This is a genomic window from Pseudofrankia sp. EUN1h (assembly GCF_001854645.1).
GTDB classification, from domain to species: domain Bacteria; phylum Actinomycetota; class Actinomycetes; order Frankiales; family Frankiaceae; genus Pseudofrankia; species Pseudofrankia saprophytica.
Window position 1 is genome coordinate 80,241 of record NZ_MBLN01000056.1, and the last position, 15,755, is coordinate 95,995.

Consider the following 15,755-nt stretch of genomic DNA (forward strand, 5'->3'; position numbering starts at 1 on the left):
CCACCGGGTGACGGCCGCCCATCGTGCCGGTCAGGACGCCCAGGCGTGGGTGCGCAGCGGGACGACCCGAGGGTGACGCTCCTCGATGCAGTAGCCGTACTCGACCCGGCGGCGCCAGACCGTGAGCCGGCAGCTGCCGCCCTCGACCGTCCAGGTACGCCGGCCGGCGCGGTCCTCGATCTGCACCGGCTGCGGAGTCAGTGGCTCGGTCGAGCGTCGGTGAGCCCAGACGTGCGCGGCCTCCCAGTCCGGGAAACTGCCGACCAGTTCGCCGTCTCCGTCGAACACCAGGTAAGGGCGGGTCATCGTCGTCACGCCTTTCGGGATGGCGGTGCTGGCCTGAGGTGTCACCCGGGCGCGGCCACCGTCGCTGGAGCCCGCGAACCCCGACGAGCAGGGGGAACCCGAGAACTCCAGGTACGGACAGCCGTCGACCGCCACGTTGCGGTCAGCGCCCGGACGCAAGGACCAGCACCGGAAATGGACACGGCCGGCGGCGCCCGCCGGCCGTACGTCAGAGCCAGGTGATGTCAGGTCAGTGGTACGCCGGTCGGGGTGAGAAATGACAGCGGCGCGACCAGGTAGTCCGGCAGTTGGTGCTCGGCCGCATACGCCGCCGCCTGCAGCGGAGTGTCGAACGCGAGGACCACCCGACGCGCCTGCCACGGCCCGCCCTCGAAGACGATCACTCCGAATCGGTCGGACGAGTCCTGGCCCGTCACCGCCTCCATCGGGAGCTGCTGGTCGCTGGGCGCGGTGGCGGACCGCCCGATGGGCCTGGGGCGGATCCGACGGGTGAAGGTGCCACAGGTCCTGGCACGAAGCCGCGAGGTCATCGGTACTCCAGGAGACGTAGGACGCCGCCGCGTTGGCGGCTACGCGCCGCGCACGCCGGCGCGGGCCTCGGTGGCGCGCAGCGCCTTCTCGGCGGACGGGCTGGCGGCGTTCCTCGGCGTGGTACGCGACGCCGCCGACCTGGCCGGCTAGCCGCCTCGCGGTTGCGTTCACCGCCACGCTCCCCCCACGCATCCATCCGCCGCCAACTTCTCACGCTGAGGCGCTTTCTTGCCACTCAAAGTGAGGACAGACCGGAAGCATGGCGCCCGCCAGACGCATATGCAAGAGCTTCTGTAAGGGTTTTGCTACGGGATGCTCAGAAGCGCTCGAGGACGGTGGCGGAGCGGTGGCCAGACGCAGCGATGAGTCAGGACTGATCGACCMAGTACAGACGAACCCGGGACCTGCGCCGGGACAGCAGCCGACGACGGCGGGCCCCGGCCGGGCGAGGCCGTCGCCCCGGCCGACGACACCCGGACCGCCCGGCGGCCCGGCCGCCACCGGAGAGCCAGAGACCACGAGTGGACCTGGCCCGACCGGCGAGCCGGCGGCAACAGAATGGGTACAGGCAGCCACGATGCCGCCAAAGCCGAATCGACCGGCGAAACTGGGCCGGTCAAGCGCGACCGGCGCGTCGTCCGTCGCCTCGAAGACGACGACGCCGCCACGGGCCACGGCGCCAGGAACTGGGGCGCCGGCTACACCGGGACCGGCCGCGCCGGGACCGGCCGCGCCCACGAGGGCGGCCACCGGGTCAGCCACGCCGCCGGTGGTTCCAGGCTCCGCCGCGACCGAGCCCGACGAGGGCGCGCACGGGACGGTACCGACCGGAGGGAAGAGCACGATGGCGACAAGCGGCGGTCCGACGGTACGGCGCAGGCGTCTGGGCGCCGAGCTGCGGCGGCTGCGCGAGGCGGCCGGCGTCTCCGTCGAGGAGGTCTGCGACCTGCTGCGATGCTCGGTCTCGAAGGTCAGCCGGCTGGAGAACGGGCGGGTTCCCGTCCGAACCCGCGACGTGCAGGACCTGCTGACCCTGTATGGGATACACGACGACAAGCACCGCGAAGCCCTGCTGGCACTGGCCAGGGAGTCCCGGCGACACGGCTGGTGGCACGACTACCACGACGTGGTGCCAGCCTGGTTCGAGATCTACATCGGCCTGGAGGGCGACGCCGCCTCGATCAGTGTCTACGAGTCGCAACTGGTGCACGGGCTCCTGCAGACGGCGGACTACGCCAGGCACGTCATCCGCGCGGAGGCGCCGGAAAGCCCGGACGGCGAGGTCGACCGCATGGTCTCGCTGCGCCTGGACCGGCAGCGCCGGCTGACCGGCGACAACCCGCCACGACTGTGGGTCATCCTCGACGAGGCCGTGCTGCGCCGCACGATCGGCGGCCCGGCAGTCATGCGCGGCCAGCTGCAATGGCTGCGCAAACAGTCCGAACTTCCCAATGTCACGGTCCAGGCGCTTCYGTTCTCAGTCGGCGCACATGCCGGACTAGGTAGCACATTCTCTATCTTGGGGTTTCCGAACTCTAGCGACCACGATGTGGTCTATATAGAAGAGGCGGCCGGAAGCCTCTACCTCGAACGTCCTTCGGAAATTCGGCGCTATAGAGTGAAGCTCGACTACCTGATGGCCTCTGCACTGAGTCCGGAGGAGTCGATGCAGATGATTTCATCCATAGCGGAGGATATGAAGTGACCAAATACGCGAAGCCGTCGCTCACCGACGTCGACGTGGCCGAACTCAGCTGGCGCACCAGCAGCTACAGCAACGGCGCCGGCGGGATGTGCGTCGAGGTGGCCCCGCTCGCGGGCGGCATGGTGGTGCGGGACTCGAAGAACCCGGCCGGCCCGGTGCTGGCGTTCTCCGCCGCCGAGTGGGACGCATTCCTCGCGGGCGCGCGCGACGGCGAGTTCAACCTGCGCCTGTCAGCCCGCTGAGGCGACGCTGCCCGACCTCGGCCGAGAGGCGAGGAAGGGCAGGCAGGGGAGGGACATCGCCGTGCCCGTCATGGCCAACGGATGTACACACGCCCCAGCAACCGACCGATGCGGCTGGGTGGGTCCGACTGCCGGGCCCGCCCAGCCGCACGGTCGTCGAGCGAACCTGGCGTGAGCACGCCGGGCTGCCGCACCGCCGGCCAACGGGATGCATTCGCCGGATGCACCGTCAGATGCCAGGCCGGATGCACACCTCGAACCAGGGTGCGAGACTCTTAGCTGGCTCCGTTGCCTGAACCGCGGACGCCGGCCCGCAAGCGCCGCTCGCGAGGCCGCGCGGCGGCGGCCGGCCGGGCAGGGAAGACCCGTTGTCGGAACGGCGTGGTAGGGCCGGGAACGAAGTCGCGGCGCCGAACGTCCCAACACGGCCGTTTTGGCTCTTGCATGCATGCCAACCGTCGCGCACTCTTGTAGAGGTTCGGTCGGGCTGCGTTGATATGGCGTTCGCCTGAGTTGTGTCGAACCGTGTGATAACACGGCGGCGACACGGCCCGCGCCGCCGTCTGACATCTCGTCCGGGCGGCCCGCTCGACCAGACCCAGGTGAGCGGGCATACCGCCGGTAGGCAGGACAGACAGGAGCGCAGCCGTGATCGCGAAGAGCTGGACCCGCGCGACGAACGCGCCGCGGACAGCTCTGGCATGCGGTCACGGCCTCCTCACGTCGCTGGCCACCTTGGCCAACTCGGCCAACCGGGCTCTGGCCGCGCCGACCAACCGGCAGGCGCCCACCCGCGCCCGCGTATCCGCGGCGTTGGGCCAGGMACGGTGTGCCGCACCGATCATCGGTCCGCTGGCCGCGCCCCCCTCATAACGGCGCCCACGGACCAGGACAAGGCACAGCACACCCCCTCAGCGGCGACATCGCCACCCCGTCCCCCGCAGCGTCGCGGCGGCACCTTCACCGCATCTCAGCTCCTCCGTTGCTCCCTCGCTCCTTCATCTGTTCCCCGGTACCGGGAGGTGATCGCCGTGGCCATCGCCACGACAAACCTGCTCAACACCCCGCTCGAGGATCCACGGGCCGAGCGTGTCCGGCGGGCCGCGCTGGCGGCCTACGTCGACGGGAAGATCACCTTCGCGCAGGCCAACTCTCGCGTCCGCAAGGCCATCGAGCGCTTCCACGTGGGCTGACCGGACCGACGGCCCACGTCGTCGGCGGCCATCGCGGCTCTCGACGTCGACACTTCCACCCAGCGAGAGCAGGCCCGGATCACATCCGGGCCTGCTCTCCCCATCTGCCTCAGCTCTCCACCTCAGCGGGACTGGCGCGCCCACGCGCCGGTCCCGCTTTCGTGGTGTCTTAGCCGTATCGCGGGCCGAGTCCCGCCTCGCGGGGCCAAGTCCGCCCGGCCGCGGGGCCGAGTTCCGCCCCGGCCGGCTCCCAGAGTCGCACTGGAGCCCGCGGATCGGCGGGAAATCGGACGTGAGAGATGTGGACGGCCGGGCGCCCGGGCGATCGGGGGGTGAACCCGGGCGGCCGGCCTGTCCTACTAATAACAGCCAGCGCACGAGCGGTCACGCTTCGCCCGCCGGCTTGCCACCTGCGCAACCGGCATCCCCCTGGCACGGCAAACGTGCGGGAATGTCCGCGCGGCCGGATTCGCTCGCCTCCACGGCGGCGGCGCGGTCGCGCGCGAGGCCCGCGATACCGGCGGCGATGAGCAGCAGCGCGAGAACGAACGCGACGAAGTGCGCATCCGCGGGCGCCGGCTCGTCGAACATCGTCAGACCGAGCACCACCGGCAGGAAGGCGGAGACCCCGCTGGTCACGGGGAAGGCGACCACGGCCGCCTGGCCCTGCAGGCCGCGTTGCTCGAGGCTCACCGCGAGCACCGAGAAGACGATCAACAGATAGGGCGCCGGCGTCCGCAGCAGCTCGAACAGGTAGGCACCGAGAAAGCCGCCGGCACGGCGCTCGTCGAGCGCGAGCCCGAACTGTCGGGTCGCGAGCGTGGCGATCGCGTAGGCCGTCCCGGCGGCGGCGCCGAACCCGAGGGCGGCGGGGGCGACCCGCCGCCTGGCCGCCGCCCGGTTCGCTCCGAGGGCGGCGAGCAACGAGAACACCAGTCCGAAGGACAGGAACAGCAGCAGCACCCGGTCGCTGGCCAGCGAGCCGACCTCGCCGTGTTGCTCGAACGCGTAGGCGAGCAAGCCGACGCCGGCGACCATCATGCAGATCGCCCCCACGCCGAGGCGGCTGAGGTGCTCGCGCAGCGCCCTCCCGGCGAGCAGCGTGAAAACGATCATGTCAAGCGCCATCACCGGGCCGATCATGGCGACCGGGGCGACGGACAGCGCGTACACCTCGAGCAGGAAGGCGACCGTCTCGACGGCGAGACCGAGCAGCCACAGCGGCCGGCGCACGAGCCGAGCGAGCAGCCCCAGCCCAAGCCCACTGCCCGCCTGCTCACGGCGCGCCGCGACCGCCTGCAGGAGCGGTGCCACCCCATACAGCGCCGCCGAGCCGACCGCCGCCGGCAGCCCGTAGGCGAGGGCCGTGCTCACCGGCCAGGAGCGAGGCCGACCTGGGCCAGGGCGACGCCGAAGGAACGTTCCCAGTCCTCCGGGCCACGCGCGATCCGTCGCGTCGGCGGCTTGACGCGGTCGAGGGCAGCCAGCGCCGAGCGGGCAAGCGAGCGCGGGTCGCGCCCGGCGATCTCGGCGCCGCCCTTCTCCAGCTCGCCCTGCAGGTTGTCACGGCCATGGCCAGGCACGACGTCGAGCAGCAACAGGTCCCGGCCGATCACGCGGGCCTCGCTGCAGGTGTCGCCCGACGAGGTCACCACCAGGTCGGCGGCGGCCATGAGGGCCGGGATCCGGTCGGTGAAGCCGAACGGGATGACCCGGTGCTCGCGTTCCGCCAGCGCCGCGAGCTTGCGCGCCAGCTTCGCGTTGTGGCCGGCGACCGCGAACACCCAGACGCCGGCGGTCGCCAGCGCCTCCGCGGCCTCGACCAGCGGGCCGAGTCCCCACGATCCGGACATCAACAGCACGCATCGGCTTTCCAGCGGGATACCGAAGGCCAGCCGGGCGTCCCGCTGGGTCGGGGCCTCGTAGAAGGGCGCGCGGACCGGAGCGGGCACGACGGCGACCTCGGCGGACGGGTGGAACCGGCGCACGTAGCGCACCGCCGTCTCCGAGGTGACCAGGTAGAGGTCGGTGTTCCGGTGCACCCACAGCCGGTGCGGGCAGACGTCGGTGCAGAACACGACCGTGACGAGGCCGGGGAAGTCGGGCTTGATCCGACTCGTCGCCGCGGCGCCAGTGGCGAAGATGGAGATGACGAGGCTTACCGGCTCGGTGGTCAGCTCGTCGCGCATTCGCGGCACGAGGAAACGGCTGGACACGGCGTCGATGGCACCGGCCACCCGCCCGCCGGTGCGCAGCTGGTTGAAGTGGAACGCGTCGTACAGGCCGGGAACACCGACCATCCCACGGAACACTGCCTCGCCGATCCGGCCGCCCGGGCCGCCGAGCATCCGCAGGCTGTCCAGCGTGCGTACCCGCATCTGGCGGGCTTCCAGCGAGGCGGCGCACGCCTGTGCCATGACGTGGTGGCCCATCCCGAGTGAGCCGGTGAGCAGCAGCGCTCCGCCGCTCGGCCGGGGCCGGGCCGTCGGGACCGGAAGGCCGCCTGCTCCGGTCCGGGGTCCGGTACCACGCGCGGCCCGGACCTCGCGGTCGGGCGCCGTGGGCACGTCCTGAGGACGAAACGGCACGGTCGGGATCTGGGCCGGGTCGCCGGGACCGCGAGCGAGGCCCGCCCGTCGCCCGGGTTCGGTGGTCATCACCGCTCTCCCGAGGTCGCGGGAACGTTGGTCGTCCGCGCGGGTGGCGCAGCCTCCCCACCGCCCTGCCTGGCCGCGGGCTTGCCGCTCGCCGCGGCGGGGACGACCGCCGGAGTCCGCGGGCGACTGGCCGAGAGCTGGTTCACGGAAGCCGATTGGCCGCCATCCTCACGGTTGGCCAGGTACCACTCGATGTACTGGCGAACGCCGTCCCGGAACGTGGTGGTCGGCCGCCAGTCGAGCAGTCGCGCGGCCAGCTCGGCCGACACCTCCCTGCCTCGGTAGTCGCCGGGTCTCGCGGGAACATGCTCGATCTCGATGCCGGGGAAGTGCGCGCGGACGGCTTCGGCCATGTCGAGCACGCTGACCCGCTCGGCGCCCTCAAGCGCGATCGTCGCGTTCTCGGCCGCTGGGGTCGTCAACGCCCGGACATGCGCGTCGGCGAGGTCGCGGACGTAGACATACCGGCGGAACTGCCGGCCGTCACCCGCGACCGTCAGCGGTTCTCCGGCCAGCGCGCGGGCGACGAATCGAGCAAGAACCAGCTCGTCACGCATCCCGGGTCCGTAAGGGATGCCATAACGCAGGATCGTGAACGGTAGGCCGTATGTCTCCCGATAGCTGTGTAGGAGCAGCTCCGCCGCGAGCTTGGTGGACGTGTAGACGTGCCCGGCCCGGTCCAGCTCGATGAGCGCGTCCTCTGTCAGCCCATCGCCGTGTCGTCCCCGGCCGCGGCTGTCACCGTCGCCGACGTCGGCGCTGGCGCTGGCGCTGGCGCTGGCGTGGCTGTCCGGCCGGGCACCGGGCGTCTCGGTCTCGGGAACAGCGCCGTAGACCCAGACCGTGCTGGCGAACAGCACCCGGCGCAGGCCGCGGCGGCGGGCCGCCTCGCAGACGTTGCCGGTGCCTTCGACGTTGAGCCGCACGGTGCCCACCGGGTCGGCGAAGGCGATGTCGACGTTCGACATGCCGGCGATGTGGAAAACCGCCTCGCAGCCGTCGAGGGCGGCGGTCACCGCATCGAGGTCGAGGACGTCGACCGCCTGACCATCGGCGCGCGGGTCGGCGTTGCTCACGTCGAGGTCGAGCGCACGGACTTCGTGGCCCGCGTCGAGCAGTCGGTCGACGACGTGTGCGCCGATGAATCCGGAACCGCCAGTAACCGCAACTCGCATGTCTGTGCTCCAAAGAGGAGGGCTGCCGCCGCGCCGAGGAGAACGGCCGGGCCCACGCCGCCCGCGGGCCAGCGAGCAGCGGCTCGTCAGCCTGCCAGGGTCAGGGTCCGCAGGGCCGCGGACAGAGCTGTCAGAACGTGGTCCGCCTCCTGGTCGGTCATGTCCGAATGAACAGGCAGGCAGATGTGCCGCGCACAGAGGTCCTCGGCGACGGGCAGCGTCCMGCCGGCGTGCTCCTCGAAGACCGGCTGCTGGTGCAGCGGCGCCTCGTAGACCTCACCGGCCAGTCCGACGCCGTGCCTTTCCTTGAGCTCCTTACGGAGAGAGGAACGGTCGACACCGGGGCCGGGAAGCACGATGTACTTGTAGTAGTTGGTGATGTCTCCCGGCGGCACCTGAACCCGCCGCACACCGGGGAGATCGTCGATCGCCGCGTCATACCGGGCGGCGATCCGTGCACGGTTCGCCAGGAATTCCGGCAACCGGCGAAGATGCACGAGACCGGTGACGGCGTGCAGCTCGCTCATCCGCCACGCGTACCCCTCCCGGATGTGCACGTTGCCGAGAAAACCGGCTTTCCCCTGATCTCGGTAGAGGAGCGCCTCGTCCCGTACCCGTTCGTCGGCGGTGAGGATCATTCCACCCTCACCGCTGGTGATGACCTTCGTCGGGTAGAACGAGAACGCCGCGGCGGCGCCGAACGACCCGGCGTGCCGGCCGGCCCGGGTCGACCCGTGAGCGTGGGCGGCGTCCTCGACGAGGACCAGGCCGCGCTTGGCGCACAGCGCCTCGACCTCGCCGATGTCCGCCGGGATGAGGCCCCCGATGTGCACGATCACGACGACCCTGGTGTCCTTCGTCAGCGCCGCCTCGACGGTGGCCGCCGAAAGCGCGAGCGTGTGCGGGTTGACGTCCGCGAACACCGGGCGCCCGCCGGCGCGCAGCACGGCAAAGGCGGTGGCCGCGAAGGTGTTGGTCGGCAGCACGACGTCGGCGCCGGCGACGCCGACGGCCCGGAGAATGATTTCCAACGCGGCCGTCCCGCTGTTGACCGCGACGGCGAAGGGCGCGCCGTGCGCGCGCGCGAAGGCTTCCTCGAACTCCCGGGTGTATGCCCCGAGCGTGAGCTGCCCACTGGTGAGGATCTCCGTCGTCGCCGCCGTGATCTGCGCCCGGTCGGCCTCGGAGAAGACGATTCTCGCCGCTGGAACCCGCACCCGTTCCCCCGTCCTCCCGATGGCGTCACCCGAAGCTCGGATGCTCATGGTCTTCCAGGTCTTTCCCGGCAGGCACCCAAGGCGACCGGGCACGCCGCTCCCGCGGCACGGTGCCATCGGCCCGCGAGACGTGACAAAGGCCCACGGCCGAAAGGGCTACCGGTCGAGGCCGGGCGGCGGGGCGCCGTCGGCCGAAACCGCTCGGCGGCCATGCCCGCGAACACCGGACCGGAAGCACCCGAACAGTCGGGTCAGTGACCGCCGTCGTCCGCCCCCTGATGTCGTCGGCACCACCACCGTCAGCAGACGTTAACCGCTCTCGGCCAATCCGGCCCGCCGTATCCGGAGAACGAGATCCGAATACCTCCCGCACCGCCACCCATCACCACCGGCTGTTCCGCCTTCTCCCCATACGGCCGCCGCCATCCCCACCCAGCTCGTCCCACCACGGGCGAGCACTACCCGATTCCGCCCACCCCGGTTGCGGCCCCAGAAGTCCGGTGAACCGCGTCTCCAGCGAGTTTGGTCTCGATAGTCAGTATTAGGGGCGCAGAACGAGGCGAAGGCCGCTGAGGGACGCGAGCCCGGCCGGGTGCCGTCCGGCGGGACGTACGGAACGTTGCCCGCCGCAAAGGGGCGTCCGAGAGGCCTCGCCTCTACAGGTGACGCATCCAGCGGATTAGCCGGCCCGGGCCGTGCGCGGGCACCATCGATGCCAGAAAGATCTCTGAACGGCGCGGACGGCACGGAAGCGGACGGCTCGGAGGAGGAAATCCTGACGCGGCGCGAAGCCCGCCCCGAAGGGGCGACGAAGAGCACGACCTGGGCGGGTGTCCAGGGGAAAAGTAGACACCCCGACGATCACTACTCCTGACGTACGGGGGGAACGCAGGAGGTGTGACCCGCCGGGGTGTGACATCAGCCTACGTCCCCCGCTTGTTCGCGGGCGAGGGACCAAAGTCCCAGCTTTGGCCTCTAGCCGCCGCACGCCGTCTACGCTCTGAACATTTAATGTGACTCTCAGGCGTCGCTCATTCCAAAACCCCAGCTCACCGTCTAGTACTGGCCACCGGAACCGCACGAGCCCCGACAAGACTGGGTCTGCTTGTGTCGGATCTGTTGCACGGTGGAAACGACTGGATGCTTCACTGTGGCCGTGCCGCTGCGAGACGTACACGACGCGCACCGCCATCTCGGCGTCCTACCCGCCTTTGGCTTCTATGGGGGACCGCCGGTAACGCCTGACCTCGGCGCCCGGGCGACCATCGCCGAGCTCAGGGCGGACCTGGACCGGGAGGGTACCGCCAGAACCCTCGTGATCCCGAACTACGGCGTTCCCGACGTCGCCGTCACGTTCGGCTTCAACGAGCTGTGTATCGAGGCCGCGCAGGCCGACGACCGGATCCGGGCGGGCCTGTGGGTCTCACCGCGGCCGGCCGACGCGGCCATGACCGAGAAGGCGCTGTCGCTCGCCGGAGAGCCGGGCGTCGTCGCCCTGAAGCTGAGCTTTCTCCTCGGCGGACGGGCGGACGCCGAGGAGTGCCGGCCCCATCTCGACGCCATCTTCGCGACGGCCGCCGCCCACGACCTGGTGGTGCACGTCCACACGTCGCCGGGTGCGGCGTCCGACATCGACCTGGTCGGACTCCTGGTCGACCGGTACGCCGACGACGTCCGCATTCACCTCGTCCACCTCGGTGGTGGAGTGAGCGGGCACATCAAGCTGATCGGCGGCCGGTTCTTCGACTGGATCTCGGCCGGCAAGCGGGTCTACACCGACACCAGCTGGGCGGTGGGTTTCGCGCCCCGCTGGCTTGCCGCCGAGATCGAGCGCCGAGGCATCGGCCATGACCGGCTCCTGTTCGCCAGTGACGAGCCGTGGGGTGACCACCCCGGTGAGCTCGCGCGACTCGCGGCGACGGTCGGCGACGGCGAGCTGGCCCGCCACGTCTTCGTGGAGAACTTCGCATCCCTGTACGGATCGGGCGCGTCCTGACCGGCGACTCACCGCCACCGCGCGGGCCTGGCCCGGTCGTGCCCGATGGAGCCCTGACCGGCCAGCCCGCCAGTGCCGCAGCGGAAATCTCCCAACGATCCGAACGGCGGGCCTACAGCAGGACCACAGACCAACAGTCTCCACCGGCCCACAGTGGAACCGTGCCAGCCGGACCAGACCGGCCCAGACCACCGAGAAACCCACCACGCCGCAACCACTCGTCCGGGGATCCCGCCGGATCGGCGAAGCCGTGACCTGCACCAGAAGTACCCCGAAGCCAGGCAACGCGCGGATGCGCAGAGAGGAATCGCCGCCCAGATGGAGCTGACCGAGCAGGAGCAGCACAGCCTGAACGAGGTCCCCCACCCATCGCTGCCGCCCGGCAGCAACCTCTACGGCTCGACGAAGATCTTCCCGGACTATCAGGCCGAGAACGGCGAGAGCTACCTGACCCTGATCCACGGCATCGCGCACGAGTCGTCGGTCAGCTTCGTGGCGATCCTGCAAGCCACCCGCGCACTGCGGAAGGGCTTCGAGTCGGTCATCTACTTCTACGGCCCCGGCGCGATGAACGCGATGGCCACCCGCGGCTTCCCGCACACCGGCGACTCGGCCTTCGCCGGCGAGCACAACATCAACAACCAGCTGGAGACCTTCATCAAGGAGGGCGGGAAGGTCTACGTCTGCCGGTTCGGCCTCTCGCTGCACGGTCTGCGCGAGGAGGACCTGATCGAGGGCGCGATCCCGGCGCACCCGCTGGACATCCAGGACTGCGTGATCCACTACGCGCGCAAGGGCGCGATCATCAACTCGACCTACATGTTCTGATGGCGCCCCCGCCCGCCCCCGCTCCGGCCGAGGGCCCGCGCCTCGACCTGAGCCAGCAGGCCGCGAGGCCCGGCGCCAGCCTGGAGACGAGGATCGGCCTGGCCGTGCACGGCGTCCGGCTCACCGCGCCGGTGCGCCGCACCGCCGGCGCCGGGCCGAGCGACGACGGCCACGTGGTGCTGGCAGGCCGGGGCGCGGCGCTGCCGATCGTCGCGACCAGCCGGTACGAGGTGAACGCCGGCCGCTTGCTCTACGACGGCACGGACCTCGGCGTGCCCGTCGAACCGGTGCGCCGCCCGCGGTTCTACGACCTGGTCACCGCGGACGGTGTCCCGTACGAGCAGATCGCCCGGCTGCACGGCGCCGACGTGCTCGCCACCACCGTGCTGCAGACCTGCGTGCGTTACCAGGAGCCGGACCGGTGCCGGTTCTGCGCCATCGAGGAGTCCCTGCGGGCCGGGGCGACGACCCGGCGCAAGACCCCGGCGCAGCTGGCCGAGGTCGCCGAGGCCGCGGTCCGGCTCGACGGGGTGCGCCAACTGGTGATGACGACGGGCAGCACCGCCGCGCCCGACCGCGGCGCCCGGCTGCTCGCCGAGGCGACCAGGGCCGTGCTGGCGGCGGTACCCGGCCTGCCCATCCAGGTCCAGTGCGAGCCGCCGGGCGATCTCGCCGTGATCACCGAGCTGCGTTCCGCCGGAGCGAGCGCGATCGGGATCCACATCGAGTCGCTCGACGACGACGTCCGGGCCCGGTGGACGCCGGGCAAGGCGACCGTCCCGCTGGCCGCCTACGAGGCGGCCTGGGCCGAGGCCGTCCGCGTCTTCGGGCGCAACCGGGTGTCGACGTACCTGCTCATCGGCCTCGGCGAGGACCCGGACGAGCTGGTCGCCGGCGCCGAACGGCTGATCGGCATGGGCGTCTACCCGTTCGTCGTCCCGTTCCGCCCGCTGGGCGGAACGCTGGCCGCCCGTGACGGCGCTCGCGCTCCGGAGGCGGGCGCCGTGGCCGAGGTGACGCGCCGGGTCGCGGCGGCGCTGCGCGCCGCCGGGATGCGCGGCGCCGACCAGGGTGCCGGCTGCGCGGCCTGCGGTGCCTGTTCGGCGCTGCCGGAGGCAGGAGGCTGATGCATGGCGCATGACGCGACGATCGAGTGCGGCTGTGGCTGCGGGGCGTTCATGACCACCGTGGACGAGCGACGCGGGCCGGGGCCCGGGCCCGGGCCCCTGCTGCTGACGATTGGCCAGGCGAACGGCGCCCGCGGCCGGGCCGCGGCGCCCATGGCCTCCGGGGTCGCCGCCGCCGAGCTGTCGGTAGCCACGGGTGCCGGGCCGGGTGCCGCCGGGCCAAACAGCGTTGCCGCGCGTGTCACTGTCCCGGGCACCGCTGGGCCGGGTGGCGCTGTCCGGAGTGGCGCCGGTGCCGGGCCAGATGCTGTCCGGGGCGGTGCTGGGCCGGGCGGCGCTGGGCCGGCGCTGCTCACCGCGGACCCGTACCCGGTCCACCCGCCGCGTCCGGTGGACACGCTCGCGGTGTGGGGTGATCCAGGCACGCTGCTGCGCCGCCCCCGTTACCTGATCGAACAGGCCCGGGACGCGGCCACGATCGCCGCGTACCGGCGGCTGCGCCGGGCGGTCTTCGTCGACGAGCAGGGTCTGTTCGGCGACGGGCCGGTGGGGGACCTCGACGAGGCCGACGAGGACCCGCGCACCGTCGTGCTGGTAGCCCGCGGCCTGGACGGCCCGGGCGACGGCGAGGTGATCGGCGGGGTGCGGCTCGGCCCGACACCCGCCTGGAGCGGCGACGACATCGGCTGGTGGCAGGGCGGCCGGCTGGCCGTGGCCGCCCACGCCCGTGAGCACTACGCCGGTGTCGGCGGCGCACTGGTCCGGGCGGCGTGCGCGCATGCCGAGGCCGCCGGCGCGCTGCGCTTCGACGCGACGATCCAACCTGCCCGGGAACGGTTCTTCGGCCGGCTCGGGTGGATGACGGTCGGCCCGACCACGGTGCGCGGCACGCCGCATGTGCTGATGCGCTGGCCGATCGACCGGGTCGCCATGCTCGCCGCCACCACGAAGGCGCCACTGGGTGCGCTGCTCGGCGCCATCCGCCCCGGCGGGGCCGGCTTCGTCGGCGACGACGGCGCGCCCGTGCCCGGGACCGGCCTGGTCGCGGCCTGCGACGCGATCGTGCCGACGATGGTCGACAGGGACCCGTTCTGGGCCGGCTGGTGCGGCGTGCTGGTCAACCTCAACGACCTCGCGGCAATGGGAGCCCGACCGCTCGGCGTGCTGGACGCGGTGGCCGGACCGACGGTGTCGCGGGTGAGCCGGGTACTCGCAGGCCTGCGCGCCGCCGCCGACAGGTTCGGCGTGCCGATCCTCGGCGGCCACACCCAGCTCGGGATGCCCTCGGCGCTCGCGGTCACCGCGATAGGGCAGGCCGACGCGCCGATCCGCTCGGGCGCCGGCCTGCCCGGCCACGCCATCACCGTGACCGCCGACCTCTCCGGGCGCTGGCGGCCGGGCTACACCGGCCGGCAGTGGGACTCCACCTCGGGCCGGCGCACGGCCGAGCTGCGCGCGATGCTCTCGCTGACGGGCCGCCACCGGCCGGTGGCCGCCAAGGACGTGAGCATGGCCGGCGTCGTCGGCACGCTGGGCATGCTCGCCGAGTCCAGCGGCTGCGCGGCCGAGCTGGAGGTGGGCGCGGTACCGCGGCCGGCAGGAGTGTCGGCCGGAGACTGGCTGACCTGCTTCCCGGGCTTCGGGATGGTGACGGCGGATGTCGATGACCGTCGGATGCCCACGAGCTCGCCGGCGGTCTCGGCCCGCTGCGGCCGGCTGCTCTCCGGCAGCGGCGTCTCACTGCTGTGGCCGGACGGGCTGCGCACTCCGGTCCTCAGCGGCCACGTGACCGGTATGGGCCCGGCATGAGCAAACTGAATATCGGGGGATAGTCATGACCGTCACCACCATCGCCGTCGTGTCGGACTCCTTCGGGCGGGACCTGAACGAGTGCATGGGCACGGTCGCCCGGCACATCGAGACCGCCAGGGCCCGCGGCGCCCAGCTGCTCGCGCTGCCCGAGGCGGCCCTCGGCGGCTATCTGCAGGCGCTCTCGGCGGACGACGACCCGGGGCCGGTCGGCGACGCTCCGTTACTCGACCCGGACGGGCCGCAGATCGCCCGGCTCGTCGAGCTGGCCGGCGACATGGTCGTCTGCGTCGGCTACTCCGAGCGAGCCGGCTACCGCCGCTACAACAGCGCGGTCTGCGTCGGCGGCGGCAAGGTGCTCGGCCGGCACCGCAAGGTGCACCTGCCGCTGGCCGAGGTGGAGTCCTACGACGCCGGCGACCGGTTCCGCGCCTTCGACACCCCGATCGGCCGGATCGGGATGCTGGTCTGCTACGACAAGGCGTTTCCCGAGTCGGCGCGCAGCCTCGCGATCGCCGGCGCGGAGATCATCGTGTGCCTGTCGGCCTGGCCGATGTCGCGCACGCACCCGTCCGACGACCTTGCCCTGGACCGCTGGCGGTACCGCTTCGACGTCTACGACGAGGTGCGCGCGCTGGAGAACCAGGTCGTCTGGGTGTCGGCGAACCAGGTCGGGCAGTTCGGATCGTTGACCTTCGTCGGAAACTCCAAGATCGTGCATGCGAACGGTACCGTGCTCGCGGCGACCGGCGACGACCCAGGGATGGCCATGGCTCACGTGGACGTCGCGGAAGCGCTGCACGTCGCCCGCCGAAGCATGAACCACCTGCGCGACCGACGCCCCGACGCCTACGACACGCAGTGCCTGCTCGCCGGCGAACCGGTGCTGCGCCAGCCTTACGCGCGCGTCCCGCCGGCCCGCGCCGGCTGACCTCGCGGCGGGGCAGGCTGGCCCCGACTCACAGACAG

At 71.8% G+C, this 15,755-nt stretch carries 15 protein-coding genes; 9 read left to right on the forward strand and 6 right to left on the reverse strand.

Annotated features, from left to right (window positions below; all coding sequences use genetic code 11):
- Positions 1 to 30 precede the first annotated feature (30 nt).
- Positions 31 to 441 carry a hypothetical protein gene (locus tag BCD49_RS19930; protein ID WP_007513081.1) on the reverse strand — a complete coding sequence of 137 codons (411 nt, stop codon included), beginning with the start codon at positions 439 to 441 and terminating at the stop codon, positions 31 to 33.
- Between the two features lie 89 nt (positions 442 to 530).
- Positions 531 to 731, reverse strand: coding sequence for a hypothetical protein (locus tag BCD49_RS19935; RefSeq protein WP_051466143.1), 201 nt, complete (start codon positions 729 to 731; stop codon positions 531 to 533).
- Positions 732 to 795: 64 nt separating this feature from the next.
- Here BCD49_RS19935 and BCD49_RS42345 point away from each other — a divergent pair, with 64 nt between their 5' ends.
- The 4 genes from BCD49_RS42345 (at position 796) to BCD49_RS44175 (ending at position 3,977) form a co-directional block, all read left to right on the forward strand.
- Positions 796 to 987, forward strand: coding sequence for a hypothetical protein (locus BCD49_RS42345; protein ID WP_131803515.1), 192 nt, complete (start codon positions 796 to 798; stop codon positions 985 to 987).
- Positions 988 to 1,681: 694 nt separating this feature from the next.
- Positions 1,682 to 2,542 (forward strand): helix-turn-helix domain-containing protein, encoded by an 861-nt coding sequence (locus tag BCD49_RS19945; RefSeq protein ID WP_071041781.1) that lies wholly within the window; start codon positions 1,682 to 1,684, stop codon positions 2,540 to 2,542.
- A complete protein-coding gene (locus BCD49_RS19950; RefSeq protein ID WP_007513075.1) occupies positions 2,539 to 2,784 on the forward strand; it encodes a DUF397 domain-containing protein in 246 nt (81 codons plus the stop codon). The genes BCD49_RS19945 and BCD49_RS19950 overlap by 4 nt, the downstream gene beginning before the upstream one ends.
- A 1,031-nt stretch (positions 2,785 to 3,815) precedes the next feature.
- A complete protein-coding gene (locus BCD49_RS44175) occupies positions 3,816 to 3,977 on the forward strand; it encodes a hypothetical protein (RefSeq protein WP_007513072.1) in 162 nt (53 codons plus the stop codon).
- A gap of 384 nt (positions 3,978 to 4,361) precedes the next feature.
- Here the strand turns inward: BCD49_RS44175 and BCD49_RS19955 are convergent, their stop codons facing one another.
- The 4 genes from BCD49_RS19955 to BCD49_RS19970 form a co-directional block, all read right to left on the reverse strand.
- Positions 4,362 to 5,351: a hypothetical protein gene (locus BCD49_RS19955; protein WP_007513070.1), complete on the reverse strand. Its 990-nt coding sequence runs from the start codon at positions 5,349 to 5,351 to the stop codon at positions 4,362 to 4,364.
- Entirely contained in the window at positions 5,348 to 6,634 is a 1,287-nt protein-coding gene (locus tag BCD49_RS19960; protein ID WP_007513069.1) for an MGDG synthase family glycosyltransferase, read from the reverse strand. Before BCD49_RS19960 ends, BCD49_RS19955 begins: the two co-directional genes overlap by 4 nt.
- A complete protein-coding gene (locus BCD49_RS19965; protein ID WP_007513067.1) occupies positions 6,634 to 7,809 on the reverse strand; it encodes an NAD-dependent epimerase/dehydratase family protein in 1,176 nt (391 codons plus the stop codon). Before BCD49_RS19965 ends, BCD49_RS19960 begins: the two co-directional genes overlap by 1 nt.
- Positions 7,810 to 7,895: 86 nt before the next feature.
- Entirely contained in the window at positions 7,896 to 9,026 is a 1,131-nt protein-coding gene (locus BCD49_RS19970) for a DegT/DnrJ/EryC1/StrS family aminotransferase (protein WP_071041768.1), read from the reverse strand.
- A gap of 1,150 nt (positions 9,027 to 10,176) precedes the next feature.
- On the opposite strand from BCD49_RS19970, the gene BCD49_RS19975 reads away from it, so the two are divergent.
- From BCD49_RS19975 to BCD49_RS19995, 5 genes are all read left to right on the forward strand, one after another.
- The gene (locus BCD49_RS19975; RefSeq protein WP_007513062.1) at positions 10,177 to 11,022 is read left to right on the forward strand and encodes an amidohydrolase family protein; all 846 of its coding nucleotides are present in this window, start codon (positions 10,177 to 10,179) and stop codon (positions 11,020 to 11,022) included.
- A gap of 318 nt (positions 11,023 to 11,340) precedes the next feature.
- A complete protein-coding gene (locus tag BCD49_RS19980; RefSeq protein ID WP_007513059.1) occupies positions 11,341 to 11,850 on the forward strand; it encodes an MSMEG_0572/Sll0783 family nitrogen starvation response protein in 510 nt (169 codons plus the stop codon).
- Entirely contained in the window at positions 11,850 to 12,977 is a 1,128-nt protein-coding gene (locus tag BCD49_RS19985) for an MSMEG_0568 family radical SAM protein (RefSeq protein ID WP_007513057.1), read from the forward strand. Before BCD49_RS19980 ends, BCD49_RS19985 begins: the two co-directional genes overlap by 1 nt.
- A gap of 3 nt (positions 12,978 to 12,980) precedes the next feature.
- The gene (locus BCD49_RS19990; protein ID WP_007513055.1) at positions 12,981 to 14,786 is read left to right on the forward strand and encodes an MSMEG_0567/sll0787 family protein; all 1,806 of its coding nucleotides are present in this window, start codon (positions 12,981 to 12,983) and stop codon (positions 14,784 to 14,786) included.
- A 25-nt stretch (positions 14,787 to 14,811) separates the two neighbouring features.
- The gene (locus BCD49_RS19995) at positions 14,812 to 15,717 is read left to right on the forward strand and encodes a carbon-nitrogen hydrolase family protein (protein ID WP_007513054.1); all 906 of its coding nucleotides are present in this window, start codon (positions 14,812 to 14,814) and stop codon (positions 15,715 to 15,717) included.
- The last annotated feature ends 38 nt before the right edge of the window (positions 15,718 to 15,755 follow it).

What these genes read in the sequence shown, in the direction of transcription:
- BCD49_RS19935 (WP_051466143.1), bottom strand. Translation starts at nt 731, where the DNA reads ATGGAGGCGGTGACGGGCCAGGACTCGTCCGACCGATTCGGAGTGATC.
- BCD49_RS19960 (WP_007513069.1), bottom strand. Translation starts at nt 6,634, where the DNA reads ATGACCACCGAACCCGGGCGACGGGCGGGCCTCGCTCGCGGTCCCGGC.
- BCD49_RS19965 (WP_007513067.1), bottom strand. Translation starts at nt 7,809, where the DNA reads ATGCGAGTTGCGGTTACTGGCGGTTCCGGATTCATCGGCGCACACGTC.
- BCD49_RS19980 (WP_007513059.1), top strand. Translation starts at nt 11,341, where the DNA reads ATGGAGCTGACCGAGCAGGAGCAGCACAGCCTGAACGAGGTCCCCCAC.
- BCD49_RS19985 (WP_007513057.1), top strand. Translation starts at nt 11,850, where the DNA reads ATGGCGCCCCCGCCCGCCCCCGCTCCGGCCGAGGGCCCGCGCCTCGAC.
- BCD49_RS19990 (WP_007513055.1), top strand. Translation starts at nt 12,981, where the DNA reads ATGGCGCATGACGCGACGATCGAGTGCGGCTGTGGCTGCGGGGCGTTC.
- BCD49_RS19995 (WP_007513054.1), top strand. Translation starts at nt 14,812, where the DNA reads ATGACCGTCACCACCATCGCCGTCGTGTCGGACTCCTTCGGGCGGGAC.